Genomic DNA, 16,315 nt, shown 5'->3' with positions numbered 1-16,315 from the left:
CTAGTGCTGCCCCAGGTCGTTGGCGAGAATTTCGGCGGATGGTGTGAGACGTCGGCGAGTGTCGATGGCGATCACCGACCAGTCGACGCGGTCGTATTGGTCGAACTTGCGGCGGGCGCGCTCACGAGCCGCTTCCGGCGCCCCGTGGTGAACCCCTTGCGGTGCATGGGAAACCAGACCGGGCGGCATCGGGATGCCGTACAGCGAGCCGGAGTGGAAGAACGCGATTTCGTCGTAGTCGACGTTGCGGTGATACCAGGGGGTGCGCTCGGTGCCGGGCACGCTCTCGGCGGGCTTGGGCAGGAAGTTCATCACGTAGACCCCGGTCGCCTGCATGAACAGGTGCACCGTCGGCGGCAGGTGCACGCTCTCGGACGTGATGACGGTGTAGTCCTCGATGTTGAAGGTGAACGGGAAGTTATCGCCCCGCCAGCCCTCCACGTCGAGCGGATTATGTTGGTAGAAAAGCGAAGTGGGTCCGCCGTCGTGGTAGAGCCGCACCTCGTACTCGTCACGGCCATCGTCATCGATGGGTTCCGGTTCGGGGATGGTGACCTGCGCCGGGTCGAACGGGAAGTGCCGGCCGAGCGTGCCGGCCGGCGGCACCCGGAAGTCCTCGGTGGCCTGGATCATGAGCCAGGTTGACTCCTCATCCGGCACCTGCCGGAACGTACAGGCCTTGGGGAGGTAGACCCAGTCGCCCTCGCGGTAGCGCAGCGGACCGAACTCGGTCTCGAGCAGCCCAGAACCCTTGTGTACGAACAGCAGTAGATCGCCATCGACGTACCGGACGAAGAATGGCATCTCCACACTCCGCCGGCTCAGCAGCACCTGGCAGTCGGCATTGGAGAACATCAGCAGGGGAGCGCCCGCCGCGTCGGTGGCGTCCGATGGCTTCAGTTCGGACGACAGCACATCGGTGGGGCGCAGCGGGCCAACGGTCCGGTACGCGGTCGGGTCATTGCGCCGGTACATGTTGGCGGTGCGGCCGACGAAGCCACCGCGCCCGAGTTCGTCGTCCTTGAGTCCGTCGAGGTCGGCATGTACCCGCTTGGGTGTCTTGCCTCTCCGTAAATGAACGAAGGATTCCATGTACCGCTCCTGTCGCATTGCTGGAACTAAAAGTGACATTAGTTTTACTTATGGTTCGACGTCAATGACCTGACCGATGTTGCGCGGTCTAGTGGTCCAGATCGACCCGCACGGTCAGCAGATTGGTGCCGAACGTGCGCACGCCGAAGCTGTTGAACTGCGGTAATTCACGAAGGCGCGCGGCGGCGTCATCGTCCGGCACCAGGTGAGCGGTCCCGCTGAGCCACCGGCCGCGCAGCCGTACTCGCACCCGTGGGTCGGCTTGGATGTTGCGGATGTACTGCGACTGGTCGCCGAACTCCGAGACGAACCAGAACCGTCCGTCGACGAGCTTTCCGCCGAGCGGGGTGCGGCGGGGTTCACCGGACTTGCGGCCGGTGGTCTCCAGCAGGGTCTGAAATGGCATCCGCCGCATGACCGGGTTGGCGATGCGTTTCTGGAAGAAGTTGGTGAACGCGGGCTGCGAGTTTGGCATGGACCTCATTTCACACCCTCAGCCCCGTCAGATCATCGACGTCCGCGGGATCTTCATCCCGAGCGTGAGTGCGCCGGCCAGCTCCCGGCTGGTGTCGTAGTCGAACACGACGTGCCCCGCCAGCACGTCGACGTCGCGCTTGAATCGCTGCATCGGACTGGACAGGAAGTGGATGCTGGCCCCGCCGGCGCCCAGGAGATCGCCGATCACCGCCTTTGATTCGGCGACGATGTGCGCGGCCGCCAGCCGGGCCTGCGCGCGGACGGGCTTCTCGACGGAATCGCCTGAGTCGACGATGTCCTCGATTTCCCCGACCGTGTCGGCAAGCAGTCCGCGCAGTGATCGCAACCGCACCTGCGCTCCGGCCAAATGTGCCTGGGCAATTGGCTTGTCCTTCTGCATCACACCCTCGTACGGCAGCACCCGCTCGGCCAGCCGCTGCGCGTAGATCTCGGTGACCCGCTCGGCGCTGCCCAGCGCGGGCATCGCCGCGAGCAGGGCCAGGGCCGGCACCATCGGCCAGCGGTAGGTGGCGCTGTCATGCAGGCCCGCGCCGGGGGCGGTGCCGGCATAGATGTCGGTCACCTTGACCAGGCGGTGCTCGGGCACGAACACATCGGTGGCCAGAGCATCGTTGGATCCGGTCGCCCGCATCCCGTCGGTGTGCCAGACATCGTCGACCGTGACGTCGCTGATCGGCAGCAGGGCGAGAGCGGGGTAGATGCCGTCGTCCGGCCCGCACAGCGCGGCGACGATGATCCAGTTGCCGTGCATCACCCCGGTGGCCCAGGACCAGCGCCCGGTCAGTCGAATGCCGCCGTCGACGGGAAGCCCCCGCCCCGTCGGGGCCAGCGGTGCCGGCGCGAGGAACGGCCTGCTGTCGAATGCGTCCTGCTGGGCCTGCTCGCCGAACAGCGCCAGCATCCAGTTGTGCAGCGTCAGGAAGCCGATGGTCCAGGCGCTCGAGGTGCAGCCGTGGGCCAGTCGGCGCACCGGATCGAGGATGTCGGGGAACGCTGCCTGCTGTCCGCCATACCGGGCCGGCACCAGGAGTTCGGTGATTCCGGACGCGATCAGGTCGGTCACCGTGTCGTCGGGGAGACGTCGGAGTTTCTCGGCCTCGGCGGCGCGTTCGCCGAGTGCGGTTACGAATCCATCAGTGATGCCGGCCTGCGTACTCAACATGCGCCGGACGCTACCATACCTTTTAGTATGGAGGTCAGGTCGCGAGCATCAGGTCGAGAAATCGTTCGCTGCGGGCGGCCAGCCGTGGGTGCGGCGAGTCCCCGGAAAGGTGCAGGAACCCGATGCCGACGGCGAAGGTGGCGTCGGCTCGCAGTTCCGCCTCGTCGGTGTCGAAGCCGTAGTCCTCGAACGCGCGCCGGACCGCGGCGAGGATGCGCCGATCCGCGGCTCGGACGCTCTCGGCGACGGCCTGGTCCGAGCGCGCCCATTCCCGCATCGCACGTTCCAGCGTCCAATGCCGAGGGCTGACCAGCGAGTTCATCATCTGGACCAGCCGGTCCCGTGGTGCCAGGGAGCCGATCGCTTCGATCTGGCTGCGGTCGGCGTCGCGGAGCTCGCTCCACCCCTGGATGAGGGCGGTCCGGTAGGCGGCGATGTTGGCGAAGTGCCAGTAGAAGCTGCCCTTGGTGACCTTCAGCCGAGCGCACAACCGGTCGATCTTCAGGGCCTTCAAACCCTCTTCTGCCAGGATTGCGTACCCGGCAGCCCGCCAGTCATCGATACCCAACCGGCTGCCCGCTCGGGAGTCCGGCACGTCGTCGACATCGTTCCGATCGATGGTCACAAACGGCAGCCTACGGCGGGATGAACGCCGCGTAGCTCTGCGTCAGGGTGGTAGCTGAACGGTACGAAGTACGCAACAACCTGGTCTCAAGCGGGATTCGGGGGTTCCTCGGCGTGTCCGGCGCGTGTTTTACTGCCCACAGACAACTGAATCATTCGGTGCGTTCAGTTCCCGTACCAGACTGAGCCCGCCACACGCGGCCGCGAGAAATCGCGGCCGTGCCACCAACGCCGTCTGATCGCGTGGAGTGGGCACGATACCCGGTACCTGATACTGAAATGGGATTGTGAATGTTCGTTGACAAGCTTCGCGGCCGTCTGGCGCGCAGGGTCGCCGGCGCCGTCTCGGCCGCCGTCCTGCTCCCGGGTCTCATCGGACTTGCCGGCCAGACAGCTACCGCCAGTGCGTTCTCGCGCCCCGGCCTGCCGGTCGAATACCTACAGGTGCCGTCGCCGTCCATGGGCCGCGACATCAAGGTGCAGTTCCAGAGTGGTGGCGCCGGGTCCCCGGCGGTGTACCTGCTCGACGGTCTCCGTGCGCAGGACGACTACAACGGCTGGGACATCAACACCGCCGCCTTCGAGTGGTACCTCAACTCCGGCCTGTCGGTCATCATGCCGGTCGGCGGCCAGTCCAGCTTCTACGCCGACTGGTACAAGCCGGCGTGCGGCAAGTCCGGTTGCTCCACCTACAAGTGGGAGACCTTCCTGACCTCGGAGCTGCCGCAGTGGCTGCAGGCCAACCGCGAGGTCAAGCCCACCGGCAGCGCCGCGGTCGGCCTGTCGATGGCCGGTTCGTCGTCCATGACCCTGGCGATCTGGCACCCCGAACAGTTCATCTACGCGGGCTCGATGTCGGGCTTCCTGAACCCGTCCGAGGGCTGGTGGCCCTTCCTGATCAACGTCTCCATGGGTGACGCCGGTGGCTACAAGGCCGACGACATGTGGGGCTCGACGGGCGACCCGAACAATGCCTGGCAGCGCAACGACCCGATGGTCAACATCCCGCGGCTCGTCGCGAACAACACCCGTCTGTGGGTCTACTGCGGTAACGGCAACCCGAGCGAGCTCGGTGGTGACAACGTGCCGGCCAAGTTCCTCGAGGGCCTGACCATCCGCACCAACCGCACCTTCCAGGACAACTACCTGGCCGCGGGCGGCAACAACGGCGTGTTCAACTTCCCGGACAGCGGCACCCACGACTGGGGCTACTGGGGCCAGCAGCTGCAGGCAATGAAGCCTGACCTGCAGCGCGTGCTGGGCGCAAACCCGTCGTCGTAACCTCAACAGCAAACAGGCCCCGGGAGAAATCCCGGGGCCTGTTTGCTTGTCGCGGTGCATGATTGGGTCATGACGGTCCACGCCAGCCCAGTCGACGCGCACCTGCCGGACCCGAAGGACATGCTCACCTGGAGCCAGGCGGAGCGGGTGATCGGGTTCCGCAACACCTACCGCGCCTATCCGGGCACCGTGTTCCGGTCGGAAACCGAACGGGCGCTGCCCGTTTCGGCTACGCCCCTTACTGACGTGACGTACGAATTCGACGGCGAGATCCGTCATCTCGCCGACTATCTGGAGCATCAGAGCGCCACCGGACTGCTGGTGCTCAAGGACGGCCAGGTCGCGTACGAGTACCTGGGCAGCGGCAACACCACCGAGACACTGTGGACGTCGCGTTCGGTGGCCAAGCCCGTCGTCTCGACGCTCGTCGGCGTCGCGGTCAAGGCCGGCGCGATCGCGTCCCTGGACGATCCGTTGACTCGCTATGACCAGACGCTGGCCGGCACCGCGTGGGACGGCGTCACCGTCAGGCAGCTGATGCAACACACGTCCGGGGTGCAGTGGAACGAGGACTACACCGATCCTGATTCGGAATTCTCCCAGTTGACGCGGTACGAGGCGGGTTCCGATGTGTACCCGGCCGTGGCCAATCTGGTCCGAAATCTCAAGCGCAGAAACGGCATTGAGCCCGGGCAGGTGTGGTCCTACAACAGCGGCGGTGCCTGGCTGCTGGGCGATCTGCTGGAGAAGACGGTCGGCATGCCGCTGAGCCGGTACCTGGAACAGCAGATCTGGGTCCCGTGCGGCATGGCGTCCGACGGGGTCTGGCACTCCTACGAGGGGCACGACACCGGGGCGCACGGGTTCAACGCGACGCTGGCCGACTGGGGCAGATTCGGTCTGTTCGTGCTGAATGACGGGGTGTTGCCCAGCGGCGAAAAGATTCTGCCCGATGGGTGGGTGCGCGATGCGTCGGACTGGTCGGCCGCGTCCGTCTCTCCGGAGCACCCGAATGGTGTGTACGGCTATCAGTGGTGGCACAACGAACTGGCAGCGGACAGCGAAAAGCCCAGCGCCCGGGACAGTGAGTGTCTTTGGGCGCTGGGCATTTTCGGTCAGATGCTCGCGATCAACCGCAGTGAGGACCTCGTCATGGTGCAGTGGTCCACCTGGCCGGTGGCAGAACCGTCGTTCAGCGCCCAGCCGGCGGAGGCCGCGGTGATGTTCGCGGCGCTCGCGACCGCGCTCCGGTAGCCCAGCGCGTGCCGGGCCACCGGAGCACCGGTCACTTGAGCTGTGCCGAGGACAGGCCCAGCAGACGTCGTGCCACGACGAGCTGCTGAATCTGCTGCGTGCCTTCGAAGATGTCGAGAATCTTTGAGTCGCGAGCCCACTTCTCGAGCAGCGGCTCCTCGGAATAGCCGGTGGTGCCGGCCAATTCGACGGCCTTGAGGGTGACGTCGGTGCCCATGCGCCCGGCCTTGGCCTTGCTCATGGACGCTTCCTTGGAGTTCGGGATCTTGTTGTCGGCCTGCCAGGCAGCGCGCAGCGACAGCAGGTAGGCGGCCTCCCAGTCGGACTCCATCCGCAGGAATTCCGCTGCCGGGGCGCTCTGCGCATGGGCCGGCTTGTCGTACGAGATCTCGATGCCGGCGTCGGTCAGGATCGTCCGCAGTTCCTCCAGCGCGGCGCGGCCGACACCGACGGCCATGGCGGCCACCATCGGACGGGTGTTGTCGAAGGTCTCCATGACCCCGCCAAAACCCTTGTCCACCTTGATATCCGGATCGCCGAGCAGGTAGTCCTTGGGGATGCGGCAGTTGTCGAAACGGATGACCGCGGTGTCGGAGGCCTTGATGCCGAGCTTGTGCTCGAGGCGCTCGACGATGACGCCGGGGTGCTCACGCGGCACGCAGAACGACTTGATGGCCGCGCGGCCGAGCGAGCGGTCCAGCGTCGCCCACACCACGATGTGGGTGGCGCGTGAACCGGCGGTGACGAAGATCTTCTCGCCGTTGATGACCCACTCGTCGCCGTCGAGCACCGCGGTGGTCGAGACCGCCGCCGAATCGGAACCGAAGCTCGGCTCGGTGATGGCCATGGCGGCCCACACCTTGCCCCACTTGGCCAACTGGTCCTTGGTGGCGACCGCGGAGATCGCGGCGTTGCCCAGGCCCTGGTAGGGGACGGTCAGCAGCAGGGCGACGTCGCCCCAGCTGACCTCGAGCGCATTCAGCAGCGCAGACATGTTGGCGCCGTTGATGTTTGTGTGCTTGCTCTTGGATTCGCTGGCCGAGAATCCGGCGCCGGCGATGGAGACGGCGTTGGACTCCTGGATGCCTTCGAACAGGCTGGCCAGGGTGTCGAGCTCGGACGGATAGGCGTGCTCGGCCAGGTCGTACTTGCGGGAGATCGGGCGGAGCATCTCCGCGGCACCCTGGTGGCCCTTCTCGACGACGGCCTGCAACTTGCGGGGTATTTCCAGATTGATTGCCATGATTGGTCTTTCGCGATATTTGGAAGTTTGGGCGGTTACCGGGCCGGGCTACAGAACGACGACACCTTCGGCGACGCCGATGGCCCGCAGATCGCGGTACCAGCGCTCGACCGGGTGTTCCTTGGTGTAGCCGTGGCCGCCGAGCAGCTGCACGCCGTCGAGGCCGATCTGCATGCCCTTGTCGGTGGCGAACCGCTTGGCGAGGGCGCCCTCGCGCAGGAACGGCATGCCCTGCTCGGCGCGCGACGCACCGCGCCACACGATCAGCCGCAGGCCGTCGAGCTCGATGGCGATGTTGGCGCACATGAAGGCGACCGACTGGCGGTGGGCGATGGGCTCACCGAACGCCTCGCGCTCCTTGACGTAGGGCACCACGTAGTCGAGCACCGCGTGCGAGGTGCCGACTGCCAGTGCGGCCCAACCCAATCGGGACAGCGCGATGGCTTCGGAGTAGTCGTTGTCGGTGGCCTCGTCCTCGCCGAGCCGGTTGCCCAGCGGGACCGCGACGTTGTTCAGCTCGACCTTGCCCAGGGCTGCGGCGCGGATGCCCATGCTCGGGTCGGCCGTGACCGACAGGCCTTCGGAGCCCGACTCGACGATGAACAGCGCCGGCTTGCCGTCGAGCTGCGCACCGATGATGAACACCTCGGAGTTGGCGGCGGCCGGGACCAGCGACTTCACGCCGTTGAGGCGGTAACCACCGGGGGTGCGGACCGCGGTGGTCCGCAATGCGGTCGGGTCGAACAGGGCGTGCGGCTCGGCGATGGCGACGCATGCCTGCGGCACGTTCTCGCCGGCGAACGACGGCAGGTAGGTGGCCTGCTGGCCGGCGCTGCCCCAGCGGGTCAGGGCCGACGCCACGCCACCGGGCGCCAGGATCGGCAGGGCCAGACCCATATCGCCGTAGGCCAGGGCCTCGGCGACGAGAGCGGTGGTGACGGTGCTCTGGGTGGCGGCGATGCCGTCGAACTCCTCGGGCACGTTGATCGCGGTGATGCCGAGTTCAGCGGCTTTGGCGATCAGGTCGGCCGGGTAGGCCGCCGCGGCGTCGGCGTCGTGCGCGGCCGGTCGCAGGATCTCAGCGGACAACTCGCGGACGGTCTCCACGATCATTTGCTGGTCTTCGTCCGGATTCAGGTCGAAGTAGTCCGAACCGCCCGGCTTCAGGCGCGTCGGGGCGCCGTTCAGTCCGGGAATGCGCTTGAACGTACGGCTCGCGGCGCCGACGGCGGAGAAGCCCGTCTTGACTCCGTATTTCACGCCGCGGTTGAGCGGCTCGCGCAGGTTGTACTTGTCCAGGAATTCCTGGCCGACAAAAGGCGTGATCAGCGCCAGACCGATGTCGGTCGCTGTCCGCTTGTGCCGTTGCAGGCCGATGGCGCTCTCCGGACCCTTGCGCACGGGGCGCTGGGAGGAACCGGCCGAAGTGCCGTTCTGGGGAAGGGTGTTGGTCATTTCGACAGCCTCGCGTCGTTGGGGCAGTGCGCTATGACCGTATCTTACTCCGGAGTAAGGTAGGACGCTCGTGTTATCAAGTTCACACTTTGCTCAACGCCGAATGGCCGGTTATCGCACGCAATTCGTGGAATTTCGGGCGACAACCGGCCACTCGGCGGGGTGAAATCAGGAGAGGGCGGCGAGCACCTTGTCGTGCAGCAACCCATTGGTCGCCACCGCGCTGCCGCCGTGCGGGCCGGACGCGCCGGCCAGGTTGGTGAACGAACCGCCGGCCTCGCGCACGACGACGTCCAGGGCGGCCAGATCCCACAGCTTGACCTCCGGTTCGATGGCGATGTCGACCGCGCCTTCGGCCAGCAGGCAGTACGACCAGAAGTCGCCGTAGGCCCGCACCCGCCACACCGCGTCGGTCAGTGCGACGAACGCGTCGCGCCGGTCTTCCCAGCCGGTGGTCAGATCCGAGTAGGACAGGCTCGCGGCGTCCAGCGCGTCGACACCCGATACCGAGATGGTGCGCGTCCGGCCGGCGAATGAGCTGAAGGCGCCCTCGCCGGTGCCGGCCCACCAGCGCCGTCCGAGTGCCGGGGCGCTGACCACCCCGACGATGGGCACGCCGTCCTCCAGTAGGGCGATCAAGGTGGCCCACACCGGGACGCCGCGGACGAAGTTCTTGGTACCGTCGATCGGGTCGATCACCCATTGCCGGCCCGCGAAAACTGCTGTGCCCCCGTACTCTTCGCCCAGCAAGGCGTCGTCCGGCCGAGCTGCCGACAGAGTCTCCCGCAGCACCCGTTCCACGGACTGGTCGGCATCGGTCACCGGGGTCAGATCCGGTTTGGTCTCGATACGCAGGTCCTGTGCGCCGAAGCGGTCCAACGTCACGGCATCGGCCTGATCGGCCAATTTCAGGGCAAGGTTGATGTCGTCTGCGGTGGTACTCATGGGTGCAGTCCTACCATGGGTACGTGTGGGAATTCGTCGTGCTCATTGTCTTGCTCGGAGCGCTCGTACTGCTGGCTGCCCCGTGGCTGCGACGTACGCGTAGCGGGGAGAGCGGGACGCTGCTGATCACCGGCGTCAGTCCGCGACCGGATGCCACGGGGGAGCAGTTCGTCACCGTCGCGGGAGTCATCAACGGCCCCAGCGTGAACGAGCACGAGGTCTACGGCCGGATCGCGATGGATGTGGCCGATTGGCCCTCGGTGGGCCAACTGGTCCCCGTCGTCTACTCACCCAAGAACCCCGACAACTGGAACTTCGCGCCGCACGCCCCGCAGGCGTAGTCGATCGGCCCGAACCTTTCGGCGCACGCCGCCTGGGAGTTTGCTCAGCACCCTCTGGAAATTCCATCGAATGGACTAATTCCGGTGTTGCCCTGTGCTAATAGATTCACTGTGCGAATAGCCAGCTATCGCATCGAGCTTGCTGACCGGATGGCATGCGCGGCTCGGATTCGACCGTCGGACACAGTCTTTCCGCAGAAGGGGACAAGAACGCACATGGCCAAGTCTCAGATCTCGTCGACCGGTAGGGCCACCAAGATGATTGGGGTGGGGCTGACGGCAAGCGGATTGCTGGTCCTTGCGTCGGCGGGCGCCGCATCAGCTGACAGCGGGCCGCTCGACGGGCTGGGCAGCGCCGTGGGCGGCGAGCTCGGCTTCACGCAGCACTTCGCCACCCACAACATCGGCGGTCTCGCCGGCATCGCCGCGATCAACACCGGCGGCCTTCAGGCCGGCGTGGGTTCCCTGAGCTCGGGCGTCCTGTCTGGATCGACAGCCACGTCGTCGCTGCTCAATTCGGGCGGCAGCCTCACGACTTTCGCGGTGCAGGGCATCCTGCGGCCCAGCCACTGAGCGGGCACCAACGATCGCGCCGGGGCGCACGGCTGCTCAGCCGTGCGCTACCCGCAGCATCTCCGCGACCTCCGTCAGCTTCACGCGCGGCCGGTTCTGGCCCTCGCCGGCCGACCGTTCGTGCGCGTCGATCAGGCGCCAGTGGTCATTGGTGACCAACGCGGGCTGCCGGGACAGGAACCAGGCGGCCAGGTCCTCGGCGTGGGTGGTTCCGAAATCGGCCAGCTCCGCGCCGCAGATGTCCTCGATCAGGGTGTTGACGGTGTCCTGCGAGTCCTTCTTGTTGCTGCCGATGACGCCCGACGGTCCGCGCTTGATCCAGCCGACGACGTACTCGTTGCGGCTGCCTTCGACCCGGCCCTCGGTGTGCGGGATGATCGCGGCGCGCTCATCGAATGGCAGGCCCGCGGTCGGCACGCCCCGGTAGCCCACGGCGCGCACCACCAGCTGGGCCGGCAGTTCCTCGCGGTTACCGCTGTCCTTCGCGACGATCCGGCCACCGTCGTCGACCAATTCGTTGTGGCCCAACACAATTGACTCGACGCGCGCAGATCCTTTGATCTCGATCGGCGAGGTCTGGAACTTGAAGACGATGCGCCGCTCGCGCCCGAGGTCGCCACGTTCGGCGTAGCTGCGCAGAATCTTGATGTTCTGCCGCACGGTCTTGCCCGCGGCTTCCAGATCCGCGTCGGTGATGCCGTCGACGTCAGCGGGATCGACGATGACGTCGACGTCGGCCATGGCGGCCAGGTCACCGAGCTCACGCAGTTCCAGCGTCGTGAACGGCGCCTGCAGCGGGCCGCGCCGCCCGATGATCACGACCTCGCGAACGCCGCGAGCGCCCAGGGCCGTCAACGCGTGGTCGGCGATGTCGGTGGCGGCCAGTTCGGCCGGATCGCTGACCAGGATGCGGGCCACGTCCAGGGCCACGTTGCCGTTGCCGACCACCACGGCGCGGTCCTGGGTGACGTCGGGGTTCATGGTCGCGAAATGCGGATGTGCGTTGTACCAGCCGACGAAGTCGACGGCAGCGACGCTGCCTTCGAGCTCCTCGCCGGGAACGCCCAGCGGCCGGTCGGATTGTGCGCCGATGGCGTAGATGACCGCGTCGTACCGCTGCGCCAGCTCGGCGGCCTGCACATGCTCACCCACGGTGACGTTGCCGAAGAAGCGGAACCGGGCATCGTCGGCGACCTTGTCGAACTGCGCCGAGACCGTCTTGATCTTCGGATGATCCGGAGCCACACCGGAGCGGACCAGTCCCCACGGGGTGGGCAGCATCTCGATCATGTCGATCTGGACGTCGACCGGATCATCGGTGGCGGCCTTGGCATCGGCGAATTTCAACAGTGACGCGGCAGCGAAAAACCCTGACGGGCCGGATCCGACAACCGCCACATGGTAAGGGCGCATATGTATGGTTTGCCTTCTTGTTCTGCTCAGTGCGCGCAAGGGGCTGTCGCGACGCGCGGAGCGGGTTACACGGCGATGCTAAACCGGTCTAATCGATCATGGCTTGCAATGCGTAAGTCCGTCTCACTGGTCGGTACCCTCATGCTTTGTGGACCTCGATCGTCAAGCCGACATTGCCGCCCTCGACAGCACTCTGACCACTGTGGAGCGGGTGCTCGACGTCGACGGTCTGCGCGCGCGGATCGCCAAACTCGAGGACGAAGCCTCGGATCCCAAGTTGTGGGACGACCAGGCCAACGCGCAGAAGGTGACCAGCAGCCTGTCGCATGCACAGGGTGAGCTGCGCCGCGTCGAGGAGTTGCGCGGGCGGATCGAGGATCTGCCCGTGCTCTACGAGCTGGCCGATGAGGAAGAGGGCGCCGCCAAGACCGACGCCGTGGCCGACGCCGACGCCGAACTGGCCAAGCTGCGCGAGGACGTCGAGGCGCTCGAGGTTCGAACGCTGCTGTCGGGGGAATACGACGAGCGGGAAGCTGTCGTGACCATCCGCTCCGGCGCCGGTGGTGTGGACGCTGCCGACTGGGCCGAGATGCTGATGCGCATGTACATCCGCTGGGCCGAGAAGCACGGGTATCCGGTCGAGGTCTTCGACACGTCGTACGCAGAGGAGGCGGGCATCAAGAGCGCGACCTTCGCGGTGCACACGCCGTTCGCGTACGGCACGTTGTCGGTCGAACAGGGCACCCACCGGCTCGTGCGGATCAGCCCGTTCGACAACCAGAGCCGGCGCCAGACGTCGTTCGCCGACGTCGAGGTGCTGCCGGTCGTCGAGACCGCCGACTCCATCGACATCCCCGAAGGTGACATCCGGGTCGACGTCTACCGGTCCAGCGGTCCGGGTGGTCAGTCCGTGAACACCACCGACTCCGCGGTCCGGCTGACACACATCCCGACGGGCATCGTGGTGACCTGTCAGAACGAGAAATCGCAGCTGCAGAACAAGGTTTCCGCGATGCGAGTGCTCAGCGCCAAGCTGCTGGAACGCAAGCGCCTCGAAGAGCGGGCCGAGATGGACGCCCTCAAGGGCGACGGCGGCAGCTCCTGGGGCAACCAGATGCGTTCGTACGTGCTGCACCCCTATCAGATGGTGAAGGACCTGCGCACCGAGTTCGAGGTCGGCAACCCGGCCTCGGTGCTCGACGGCGACATCGACGGCTTCCTGGAGGCCGGAATCCGCTGGCGCAACCGAAAAGACGATGATTAATTTCTCTCTGATCGCCGCGAGCCAACCGGAGTCATTCGGTTGGTGGGCCCAACAGTGGCACGACTTCTGGCGCGGCTCGATCGGCGCCTGGATCATCACCCGCGGGCTGCGGATCGTCATGCTCGTCATCGCGGCGATGCTGATCGCACGGTTCGTCGGCTGGCTGACGCACCGGATCACCGCCCGCATCGACGAGCGTTTTCAGGAGAGCGACGCGCTGGTCCGGTCGGAGACCACCAAGCACCGGCAAGCCGTCGCTTCGGTGATCTCGTGGGTGTCGATTGCTCTGGTTTCGGTGATCGTGCTGGTCGACGTCATCGAAATCCTCGGGATTCCCATCGGTTCGCTGGTCGCGCCCGCCGCCGTGCTGGGCGCGGCGCTGGGCTTCGGCGCGCAGCGCATCGTGCAGGACCTGCTCGCCGGGTTCTTCATCATCACCGAGAAGCAGTACGGCTTCGGTGACCTCGTGTCCCTCACCGTCAGCGGCATCAACACGCCCGCCGAGGGCACGGTCGAAGACGTCACGTTGCGCGTCACCAAGCTGCGTTCCAGCGACGGCGAGGTGTACACGATCCCGAACGGGCAGATCGCCAAGACCGTCAACCTCTCCAAGGACTGGGCACGTGCGGTCGTGGACATTCCGGTGCCGACGACCGCGGACCTGGGCAAGGTCAACGAGGTACTGGGCCGGGTCTGCGAACGCGCGATGGCGGACCACCAATTGCGCACCCTGCTCCTCGACAAACCCCAGTTGATGGGCGTGGAGAGCATCGAGCTGGACACCGTGAACCTGCGGATGGTGGCCCGGACGCTGCCCGGCAAGCAGTTCGAGGTCGGCCGGCGGCTGCGGGTGATGGTCGTCTCCGCGCTGGGCCGGGCAGGTATCGAGAGCCCGCACGACAGCGAGCCCGAAGTTGAGGCCATGGTGCACCCGGCCACTGTCGCCGGTGCCGAGGACAAGACCCAGGGGCCGGGGGACGAGCACTGATGAATGCGCTGTCTCGTCTGACTGCCAAGCACAGCGACTCGCGAGCGTGGCCCGAGTACATCCTGGGCCGGGTCCGGACGTCGACTCTCGGCCTGATCGTGGCGTTCTTCGTGGCGTACTGGGTGCACCAGACCTACGCGCCGCCACCACCACCGCCGACACCGCCGCCCGCGGTCGTGCCGCCGGGCTTCGTGCCCAACCCCGATTACACCTGGGTGCCGCGCACCGATGTGAACACTCGCCCGAAGTCGACGTACCGGCCGACGCCGACGGAGACCACCGAGACGACTGACACGACTGAAACGACGACGACCACCTCGACCACATCCAGCACGTCGGCGCCGCCCACCACGACGGTCATCACCCCGGCGCCGGGGATCCTGCCGCCGGTCACGCTGCCGGTGCTGCCCGGCCTGGCGCCGGCCCCAACTCCGGCTCCGGCACCCGCGGCGCCACCCGGCCCGCTGCCGGCCGCTGCGCCGCCCGGCCCGGTCACGACCACCATCGTTTCGCCCGGCGCGGCACCGGCGCCGAGCTAGCAGCATCAGCCTCACCCGTCACACGGCGGCGTCCGACTACACTGGCGTGCCGTGATGATCACCCTCGACCACGTGAGCAAGAACTACAAGTCTTCGGCACGCCCAGCCCTGGACAACGTGTCGCTCAAGATTGACAAGGGTGAGTTCGTCTTTCTCATCGGACCGTCCGGTTCCGGCAAGTCGACGTTCATGCGGCTGCTGCTCGGCGCCGAGGTCCCGACCTCGGGTGACATCCGCGTCTCGAAGTTCCATGTCAACAAGCTGCACGGTCGCCAGATCCCGAGCCTGCGCCAGGTGCTCGGCTGCGTGTTCCAGGACTTCCGGCTGCTGCAGCAGAAGACGGCGTTCGAGAACGTGGCCTTCGCGCTCGAGGTGATCGGCAAGCGCCCGGACACCATCAACCGCATCGTGCCCGATGTGCTGGAGATGGTGGGGTTGTCGGGCAAGGCCAACCGGCTGCCCGGCGAGCTGTCCGGTGGCGAACAGCAGCGGGTCGCGATCGCCCGGGCCTTCGTCAACCGGCCGCTGGTGCTGCTGGCAGACGAACCCACCGGCAACTTGGACCCCGAGACGAGCAACGACATCATGGACCTGCTGGAGCGGATCAACCGCACCGGCACGACGGTCGTGATGGCCACCCACGACCATCACATCGTCGACTCGATGCGTCAGCGCGTCATCGAACTCGAACTCGGCCGCCTCATCCGCGATGAGCAGAGCGGCGTCTACGGAATGGATCGCTAAGTGCGCTTCGGCTTTCTTGTCAATGAAGTCCTGACCGGATTTCGTCGCAACGTCACCATGACGGTCGCCATGATCCTGACGACCGCCATCTCCATCGGCCTGTTCGGCGGCGGTCTGCTGATCGTCCGGCTGGCCGACCAGTCCAAGCAGATCTATCTGGACCGGGTGGAGAGCCAGGTCTTCCTGACCGACGACGTCTCGTCCAACGACCCCAACTGCGACGCCGACCCGTGCAAGTCGCTGCGCAAGCTGATCGACGACCGCAAGGACGTCAAGTCGGTGCGCTACATGAACCGGGACCAGGCCTACGACGACGCCGTCCGACGGATTCCGGCGTTCAAGGATTACGCGAGCAAGAAGGCGTTCCCGGCATCGTTCGTCGTCAAGCTCGACAATCCCGAGCAGCACAAGGGATTCGAGGACGCGCTGCGCGGACGTCCCGGCGTGCGCCAGGTGACCGACCAGAAGGAACTGGTCGACCGGCTGTTCGGCATCCTCGGCGGCATCAGCAACGCGGCGTTCGCGGTGGCGCTGGTGCAGGCCGTCGCCGCAGTCCTGTTGATCGCCAACATGGTTCAGGTCGCGGCCTACACGCGGCGCACCGAGATCGGCATCATGCGACTGGTCGGTGCCACCCGCTGGTACACCCAGTTGCCGTTCCTGGTCGAGGCGATGCTGGCCGCCACCATCGGTGTGGTCGGCGCTGTCATCGGCTTGATCGTGGTGCGGGCGATGTTCCTCGAGGACGTGCTCAACCAGTTCTATCAAGCCGGCCTGATCGCCAAGGTCGACTACGCCGACGTTCTCTTCTATTGCGCGCCAATCATGTTGGCACTGGGCCTGACCATGTCCGGGGTCACGGCCTACGCCACGCTGCGCGCGTATATCCGGCGATGATG

17 protein-coding genes are annotated in these 16,315 nt (G+C 66.3%); 9 read left to right on the top strand and 8 right to left on the bottom strand.

Features of this window, described 5'->3' with window-relative positions; all coding sequences use genetic code 11:
- The 4 genes from A7G45_RS23330 to A7G45_RS23315 form a co-directional block, all read right to left on the bottom strand.
- Positions 1-1,092, bottom strand: coding sequence for a homogentisate 1,2-dioxygenase (locus tag A7G45_RS23330; protein ID WP_260940548.1), 1,092 nt, complete (start codon positions 1,090-1,092; stop codon positions 1-3).
- Between the two features lie 88 nt (positions 1,093-1,180).
- Positions 1,181-1,567 (bottom strand): nitroreductase/quinone reductase family protein, encoded by a 387-nt coding sequence (locus A7G45_RS23325; protein WP_260940546.1) that lies wholly within the window; start codon positions 1,565-1,567, stop codon positions 1,181-1,183.
- Positions 1,568-1,594: 27 nt separating this feature from the next.
- The gene (locus A7G45_RS23320; protein ID WP_260940544.1) at positions 1,595-2,752 is read right to left on the bottom strand and encodes an acyl-CoA dehydrogenase family protein; all 1,158 of its coding nucleotides are present in this window, start codon (positions 2,750-2,752) and stop codon (positions 1,595-1,597) included.
- Between the two features lie 34 nt (positions 2,753-2,786).
- On the bottom strand, positions 2,787-3,377 hold the full coding sequence (locus A7G45_RS23315; RefSeq protein WP_260940543.1) for a TetR/AcrR family transcriptional regulator: 591 nt from the start codon (positions 3,375-3,377) through the stop codon (positions 2,787-2,789).
- A gap of 290 nt (positions 3,378-3,667) precedes the next feature.
- Between A7G45_RS23315 and A7G45_RS23310 the strand changes: the two genes are divergently transcribed.
- Both A7G45_RS23310 and A7G45_RS23305 read left to right on the top strand, forming a co-directional pair.
- Positions 3,668-4,657: an esterase family protein gene (locus A7G45_RS23310; protein WP_260940542.1), complete on the top strand. Its 990-nt coding sequence runs from the start codon at positions 3,668-3,670 to the stop codon at positions 4,655-4,657.
- 69 nt (positions 4,658-4,726) lie between these two features.
- A complete protein-coding gene (locus tag A7G45_RS23305; RefSeq protein WP_260940541.1) occupies positions 4,727-5,911 on the top strand; it encodes a serine hydrolase domain-containing protein in 1,185 nt (394 codons plus the stop codon).
- 31 nt (positions 5,912-5,942) lie between these two features.
- On the opposite strand, the gene A7G45_RS23300 is transcribed toward A7G45_RS23305, so the two are convergent.
- From A7G45_RS23300 to hisN, 3 genes are all read right to left on the bottom strand, one after another.
- Positions 5,943-7,154 carry an acyl-CoA dehydrogenase family protein gene (locus A7G45_RS23300; protein ID WP_260940540.1) on the bottom strand — a complete coding sequence of 404 codons (1,212 nt, stop codon included), beginning with the start codon at positions 7,152-7,154 and terminating at the stop codon, positions 5,943-5,945.
- Positions 7,155-7,202: 48 nt separating this feature from the next.
- Positions 7,203-8,609: an acyl-CoA dehydrogenase family protein gene (locus A7G45_RS23295; RefSeq protein ID WP_260940539.1), complete on the bottom strand. Its 1,407-nt coding sequence runs from the start codon at positions 8,607-8,609 to the stop codon at positions 7,203-7,205.
- A 168-nt stretch (positions 8,610-8,777) separates the two neighbouring features.
- On the bottom strand, positions 8,778-9,554 hold the full coding sequence (gene hisN / locus A7G45_RS23290) for a histidinol-phosphatase (RefSeq protein WP_260940538.1): 777 nt from the start codon (positions 9,552-9,554) through the stop codon (positions 8,778-8,780).
- Between the two features lie 44 nt (positions 9,555-9,598).
- Here hisN and A7G45_RS23285 point away from each other — a divergent pair, with 44 nt between their 5' ends.
- The gene (locus A7G45_RS23285; protein WP_377042159.1) at positions 9,599-9,895 is read left to right on the top strand and encodes a hypothetical protein; all 297 of its coding nucleotides are present in this window, start codon (positions 9,599-9,601) and stop codon (positions 9,893-9,895) included.
- A 216-nt stretch (positions 9,896-10,111) separates the two neighbouring features.
- Complete coding sequence (locus A7G45_RS23280) at positions 10,112-10,468, top strand: hypothetical protein (RefSeq protein WP_260940535.1); 357 nt, start codon at positions 10,112-10,114, stop codon at positions 10,466-10,468.
- Positions 10,469-10,504: 36 nt separating this feature from the next.
- Here A7G45_RS23280 and A7G45_RS23275 read toward each other — a convergent pair whose 3' ends face one another.
- Complete coding sequence (locus A7G45_RS23275; protein ID WP_260940533.1) at positions 10,505-11,881, bottom strand: FAD-dependent oxidoreductase; 1,377 nt, start codon at positions 11,879-11,881, stop codon at positions 10,505-10,507.
- 148 nt (positions 11,882-12,029) lie between these two features.
- On the opposite strand from A7G45_RS23275, the gene prfB reads away from it, so the two are divergent.
- Genes prfB through ftsX form a run of 5 tightly spaced genes read left to right on the top strand, consistent with a single transcriptional unit; the run spans position 12,030 to position 16,313 of the window.
- Entirely contained in the window at positions 12,030-13,145 is a 1,116-nt protein-coding gene (prfB, locus tag A7G45_RS23270; protein ID WP_260940531.1) for a peptide chain release factor 2, read from the top strand.
- On the top strand, positions 13,138-14,133 hold the full coding sequence (locus A7G45_RS23265; RefSeq protein ID WP_043394720.1) for a mechanosensitive ion channel family protein: 996 nt from the start codon (positions 13,138-13,140) through the stop codon (positions 14,131-14,133). Before prfB ends, A7G45_RS23265 begins: the two co-directional genes overlap by 8 nt.
- Complete coding sequence (locus A7G45_RS23260; RefSeq protein WP_260940528.1) at positions 14,133-14,672, top strand: Rv3103c family proline-rich protein; 540 nt, start codon at positions 14,133-14,135, stop codon at positions 14,670-14,672. Before A7G45_RS23265 ends, A7G45_RS23260 begins: the two co-directional genes overlap by 1 nt.
- Before the next feature lie 54 nt (positions 14,673-14,726).
- Positions 14,727-15,416 (top strand): cell division ATP-binding protein FtsE, encoded by a 690-nt coding sequence (gene ftsE / locus A7G45_RS23255; protein ID WP_043394723.1) that lies wholly within the window; start codon positions 14,727-14,729, stop codon positions 15,414-15,416.
- Positions 15,417-16,313: a permease-like cell division protein FtsX gene (ftsX, locus tag A7G45_RS23250; RefSeq protein ID WP_043394725.1), complete on the top strand. Its 897-nt coding sequence runs from the start codon at positions 15,417-15,419 to the stop codon at positions 16,311-16,313.
- Positions 16,314-16,315 lie beyond the last annotated feature (2 nt).

Source organism: Mycolicibacterium llatzerense, assembly GCF_025331195.1.
GTDB classification, from domain to species: Bacteria; Actinomycetota; Actinomycetes; order Mycobacteriales; family Mycobacteriaceae; genus Mycobacterium; species Mycobacterium llatzerense.
Note: the sequence above shows the minus strand (reverse complement) of the source record. Positions and strands in the feature narration are given on the sequence as shown.

Excerpts from the sequence above, each read along its gene's own strand:
- A7G45_RS23330 (WP_260940548.1), bottom strand. The coding sequence starts at position 1,092 with ATGGAATCCTTCGTTCATTTACGGAGAGGCAAGACACCCAAGCGGGTA.
- A7G45_RS23325 (WP_260940546.1), bottom strand. The coding sequence starts at position 1,567 with ATGCCAAACTCGCAGCCCGCGTTCACCAACTTCTTCCAGAAACGCATC.
- A7G45_RS23320 (WP_260940544.1), bottom strand. The coding sequence starts at position 2,752 with ATGTTGAGTACGCAGGCCGGCATCACTGATGGATTCGTAACCGCACTC.
- A7G45_RS23310 (WP_260940542.1), top strand. The coding sequence starts at position 3,668 with ATGTTCGTTGACAAGCTTCGCGGCCGTCTGGCGCGCAGGGTCGCCGGC.
- A7G45_RS23305 (WP_260940541.1), top strand. The coding sequence starts at position 4,727 with ATGACGGTCCACGCCAGCCCAGTCGACGCGCACCTGCCGGACCCGAAG.
- A7G45_RS23300 (WP_260940540.1), bottom strand. The coding sequence starts at position 7,154 with ATGGCAATCAATCTGGAAATACCCCGCAAGTTGCAGGCCGTCGTCGAG.
- A7G45_RS23295 (WP_260940539.1), bottom strand. The coding sequence starts at position 8,609 with ATGACCAACACCCTTCCCCAGAACGGCACTTCGGCCGGTTCCTCCCAG.
- hisN (WP_260940538.1), bottom strand. The coding sequence starts at position 9,554 with ATGAGTACCACCGCAGACGACATCAACCTTGCCCTGAAATTGGCCGAT.
- A7G45_RS23280 (WP_260940535.1), top strand. The coding sequence starts at position 10,112 with ATGGCCAAGTCTCAGATCTCGTCGACCGGTAGGGCCACCAAGATGATT.
- A7G45_RS23275 (WP_260940533.1), bottom strand. The coding sequence starts at position 11,881 with ATGCGCCCTTACCATGTGGCGGTTGTCGGATCCGGCCCGTCAGGGTTT.
- A7G45_RS23265 (WP_043394720.1), top strand. The coding sequence starts at position 13,138 with ATGATTAATTTCTCTCTGATCGCCGCGAGCCAACCGGAGTCATTCGGT.
- A7G45_RS23260 (WP_260940528.1), top strand. The coding sequence starts at position 14,133 with ATGAATGCGCTGTCTCGTCTGACTGCCAAGCACAGCGACTCGCGAGCG.
- ftsE (WP_043394723.1), top strand. The coding sequence starts at position 14,727 with ATGATCACCCTCGACCACGTGAGCAAGAACTACAAGTCTTCGGCACGC.